The organism is Candidatus Thermoplasmatota archaeon (assembly GCA_022848865.1).
Taxonomy (GTDB): domain Archaea; phylum Thermoplasmatota; class Thermoplasmata; order RBG-16-68-12; family JAGMCJ01; genus JAGMCJ01.
The window spans coordinates 1-4894 of the sequence record JAJISE010000071.1 but is presented as its reverse complement, the minus strand read 5'-3'; the positions used below and the strand labels follow the sequence as shown (position 1 = coordinate 4894).

At 55.2% G+C, this 4894-nt stretch carries 3 protein-coding genes; 2 read left to right on the top strand and 1 reads right to left on the bottom strand.

Annotated elements, in window-relative coordinates:
- Positions 1-3464 (top strand): hydrogenase iron-sulfur subunit (locus LN415_09410; GenBank protein ID MCJ2557301.1); only part of this gene is annotated, 3464 nt, incomplete at its 5' end.
- A gap of 221 nt (positions 3465-3685) precedes the next feature.
- Positions 3686-4381 carry a hypothetical protein gene (locus tag LN415_09405; GenBank protein MCJ2557300.1) on the top strand — a complete coding sequence of 232 codons (696 nt, stop codon included), beginning with the start codon at positions 3686-3688 and terminating at the stop codon, positions 4379-4381.
- 155 nt (positions 4382-4536) lie between these two features.
- Here the strand turns inward: LN415_09405 and LN415_09400 are convergent, their stop codons facing one another.
- On the bottom strand, positions 4537-4677 hold the full coding sequence (locus LN415_09400; protein MCJ2557299.1) for a DNA-directed RNA polymerase: 141 nt from the start codon (positions 4675-4677) through the stop codon (positions 4537-4539).
- Positions 4678-4894: the final 217 nt, after the last annotated feature.

The following is a 4894-nucleotide window of genomic DNA, read 5'->3' as shown; positions in this document are numbered from 1 at the left end:
GCGTCGCCTGCGGCATCTGTGCGGAGAAGTGTCCCGTCAAGCTTCCGAGCGAGTATGATGCTTCCACTTCCGAGAGGAAGGCGGTCTACCGCGCGTATCCTCAGTCCGTTCCCTCGACTTACGTCATAGACAAGGACAACTGCATATACTTCAAGACGGGCAAGTGCAGGGCCTGCGAGAAGTTCTGCGAGGCCAAGGCGATCGACTTCGATCAGAGCGAGGAGGAAGTGAGGATAGACATAGCCTCCGTCATCATAGCATCCGGAGCGGACGTGTTCGATCCCTCCGTGATACACGAGTACGGCTACGGTGTCTACCCGAATGTGATTACTAGCCTCGAGTTCGAGAGGCTTCTCAGCGCATCAGGTCCAACGCAGGGAGAGATAGTCAGGCCCTCCGACGGGAAGGAGCCTGAGAACATAGCATTCATACAGTGCGTGGGAAGTCGTTCCGTATCTCGCGGCGGGGAGTACTGCTCCTCCGTCTGTTGCATGTATGCTCTCAAGCAGGCTATTGTTGCCAAGGAACATGCCGAGAGCATCAATGTCCATATTTTCGCGATGGACCTGCGCGCGTACGGCAGGGAGTTCGAGGACTATCGTCTGCGGGCAGAGGAAGAGTATGAGATACAGATAACGAGGAACAACAGAGTTGCTTCTCTGGAGGAGACTCTAGAGGGGGACAATATCATCATCGCGTATCTCGAGGAGGGCGAGATTATGGAGGAGACCTACGACTTGGTCGTCCTCTCGGTCGGTCTGCAACCGCGCGCCAATCTTCCCGAACTCTGCAAGGCGTTGAACATTAACCTGGATGAATACGGTTTCCTTCGGACTAAGAGGTTCGAGCCTGTTCAGTCATCGCGTCCTGGCGTGTACGTTGCCGGAGTGGCCAATGCACCAATGGATATCCCTGATAGCGTCTGTCAGGCTTCTGCCGTTGCCGATCTCTCCTTGTTGGCAACTGGCGGGGAGCGGGATGTTGCGCTCGTCAAGGAGTTGCCCGAAGAAATCGATGTCTCCGGAAAGGAGTCCCGCGTTGGCGTCTTCGTCTGCCACTGCGGCATCAACATCGGCGGTGTCGTCGATGTCCCCTCCGTCGTCGAGCACGTGAGGACGCTTCCGAACGTGGCCTACGCCGAGGACAACCTGTACACCTGCTCGGTCACGACGCAGGACAAGATCAAGGAGGCCATCAAGGAGCACGACCTGAATCGAATTGTTGTTGCTTCCTGCTCGCCCCGTTCATACGAGAAGCTCTTCCAGGAGACGATAAGGGAGGCCGGACTCAACCCGTATCTCTTCGAGATGGCGAACATACGCGAACACTGTTCCTGGGTGCATTCGAAGGAGCCCGAGAGGGCTACCGAGAAGGCCAAAGGCCTCGTCGCGGCCGCTGTCGCGAAAGCGAGGCTGCTGGAACCCATCCAAAGAACATCTACTCCCGTCACGAATAGGGCTCTCGTGATCGGCGGCGGGCTGTCGGGAATGGCCGCCGCATTGTCATTGGCGGAACACGGGATAGAGACACATCTCGTGGAGAAGAGCAGCGAGCTTGGCGGGAACCTGAGGAGGGTGACACACACCCTCGTGGGTGAGGATCCTCAGGAACTGCTCAAGGATATGATAGGGGAAGTGCGAAGCAAAGAGGGAATAACGCTGCATATGGAGAGCGAAGTCCAATCCGTAAGCGGATTTGTGGGGGACTTTCGAACGGAACTGTCGAACGGGAAGGAAATAGACCATGGTGTTGTGATACTGGCCACCGGTGCCGTCGAGTACGAGCCCACGGAGTATCTGTACGGGAAGAACGATCACGTGATAACCCAGCTCGAGCTAGAGGAGATGATGCTGCAAGAGGACTTCAATCCCGGTAGCATCGTGATTATTCAGTGCGTCGGTTCCCGAGTACCCGAGTATCACAACTGCAGTCGCATATGCTGTTCCACGTCCATCAAGAACGCGCTGTGGGTGAAGGAGAGGTATCCTGAAACGCCTGTGTATGTGCTGTACAAGGACATAAGGACGTACGGATTCAGAGAGAGATTCTACAGAGAGGCATCCAAAAGAGGGATCATCTTCCTGAGGTACAACGACGATAACCCGCCAGATGTACGGGAGGAGAACGGGAAGCTGAAGGTCGTCGTCAAGGACCGCTTCCTCGGGGAGGAGATAATGCTCCGGCCCGAGCATGTGGTCCTCAATGCTGCGACCAGGCCCAGCCCGGACAACGAGAGGCTTTCGGAAATATTGAAGGTTCCCTTGGGCGGAGATGGCTTCTTCCTCGAAGCGCACAGGAAGCTGAGGCCAGTGGAGTTCTCGACTGAAGGGATATTCCTGTGTGGTCTTGCTCAGGGTCCGAAATTCGTGGACGAGAACCTGGCGCAGGCCCATGCCGCGGCAGCGAAGGTTGTGGCGCTCTTGTCAAAGGAACATCTGGCGGCAGAAGGATCGGTTGCCTTCGTTGACGAAGATATCTGCGTCAGTTGCAGAACCTGCGAGTCCATATGTCCGTTCGATGCCATTCACGTCGACGAAGATGGAGGCAAGGCCCTCGTCACTGATGCCCTCTGCAAAGGTTGTGGAAGTTGTGCCAGCGGCTGTCCCGCAAGGGCAACGACCGTGAAGCATTTCACCGAGGATCAGATACTCGCCCAGGTAGCTGCAATTGCCTCGGCTGGGAGTCATGCGGACGAAGGATTCAACCCCCGAATCGTTGGCTTCCTCTGCAATTGGTGTTCGTACGCGGCCGCGGATCTCGCCGGAGTCAGTCGGTTCCAGTACTCCCCGAATGTCAGCATCATTCGAGTGATGTGCTCCGCAAGGGTGGACCCGCCGATCATACTGGCGGCGCTTCTTCACGGTGCTGATGGCGTGTTCGTGGCGGGGTGTCATCTTGGTGATTGTCACTACACGAAGGGGAACTACTACGCGGAAAGGAGAATGAAACTTGCTAGAAGGCTGATCGAGAAGGCAGGAATCGACCCGCGTCGATTCATGTTGGAATGGATATCTGCGTCAGAAGGAGCCCGATTTGCCAGTACAATGTCAGATTTCACAAGTCTCATACGAGGCATGGGTCCGAATCCAGTTGCTGGTGAGGATCCAGACGAGGATCGGATGCGACTTCTTGCTGTAGCGAAGGAGGTGGCCGAGGATTTCCGGCCGAGAGCTCTGATTAACAAGCAGATTGAGGCCATAGACTTGGGCAATGTTTATGGAAAAAAACTCACAGAAGACGAGCTGGACGGACTCCTCAACCAGGCAATGGATGACGAGTTCGATAGGTATCTCATACTCCGGATCGCGAGGAAGGAGCCTCTGTCTGTCAAAAGGATCGCGGAGTTGACAGGAATGCCGAGCGATCGCGTTCTGAACCAGATAGCCATAATGCGAAAAAGGCATTTGATGAAGTTGGATAGAATCGAGGCGGCATCCCCCCTTTATGTCGCCCAGGAATCGTGAGGTGAAGTTCGGTGCTTGATGAGATCTTGGAATGTGGCTTCCCGGAGCCGCGCAGTCTAATGCGAACCTCGGTCCCGGCGAATCCAAGTTCTATCTCGATGCTTTCTCTCGGAATCCTGAATCCTGTTCCCCGCCTCCCAAAAAGAGAAATAGCAGTCTGTCGATATCAATTTAGTATTGATCTCTTCGCCGTACAACCTGTACTGGGAGGGTGGTGTTGAATGCTGGCAATAGTCCGCGTCAGAGTCTGGCTGAAGGAAGAAGGTGAAGGGGGAGTCACCGCCTACAAGCCGGAGAATCTCAAGAAGATGTGGCGCCATGTTATCGAGAATCACGATGATTGGAGCAGCTCCAAGTGCCAGATCGTCTACCTCACGCACAGGGACATGCGGGAGGACATCAGTCTCTTCGTCGGCGCGAAAGATTTGAGCAGCATCTCGGAGTGTGTGCTGACCCACGTGGCTCCATTGAGATACGTGAGGTCGGTCAAGCTCATCTGTCTGACGAATCCAAGGTTCTTCCCCGTCCCAAAGGGCACGTTTCAGAATCTGAAGAGGTTCACGATCGCGGTGTCGTGTGAGCCCCGTTCCCTGGAGAAGGCATACGATACACTGTCCCGCTACAAGCCAACGCAGTCCGTTGTGCCGAACTACATAGCCTACACGCTCAGGGGAGAGGGAGGCGACATTTTCGTGTCCTATTCCTGCAGGGGGGAGACTACGCTGAGAACATTCGTCGAGCGCTATGTGAGGCCTCTTGAAGGCGTCACGGGCGTCAGGACAACGAGGATATCCAAGACTAAGAGGCTCGTGTCCGCTCAGGAATGGACCTACCTATTCGAGCATTTCGTCCCCGATGACCCCATCGAGGTCGAAGAGATCGAGGACTACGAGGACGATTTGATCTCGGGTTGTTGAGCCCAGGTAGAGACCTTAGCCTGCTGAATCCGACAGGATACGGGAGAAGAACTTCAGACCGGGCATTGGTGTCCGGACCAGCGTTACAACTGAACCATCAAGCAACAGAAACGATCAATCTCCACGCGATCTCGTTTGTGTGTCAGTATCGACTTCTAGAACCTTCCACTTCTCTGCGGTCTTCTCTTCGACCAGCAATCTCGGCAGTATACCGGTCTGTCTGGGTCGGGTTTGAAGGGGACTTCGCACTCCTGGCCGCAGTCAGAACAGGTTGCCTTATGCGTTTCTCTATCCATTGTTCACTCTCCTATTTTCTCGACAAGAAAAAGGTTCTTAGAAGCTCCTGATTCCTGCGCGTATTGCAGTCCGAGTCATCGCTGCCTAATAAACTTGTGGTTCGTTCCTGCCACGTGAAGAGCTTCCACTGCGTCAGAGACCCCTATGCCTCGCCGTCTGCGTAGTGCCGTCCCGCGTGTGGGTGGCGAATACCGCACTCCGGAGTGATGGTCCCTC

Excerpts from the sequence above, each read along its gene's own strand:
- LN415_09405 (MCJ2557300.1), top strand. The coding sequence starts at position 3,686 with ATGCTGGCAATAGTCCGCGTCAGAGTCTGGCTGAAGGAAGAAGGTGAA.
- LN415_09400 (MCJ2557299.1), bottom strand. The coding sequence starts at position 4,677 with ATGGATAGAGAAACGCATAAGGCAACCTGTTCTGACTGCGGCCAGGAG.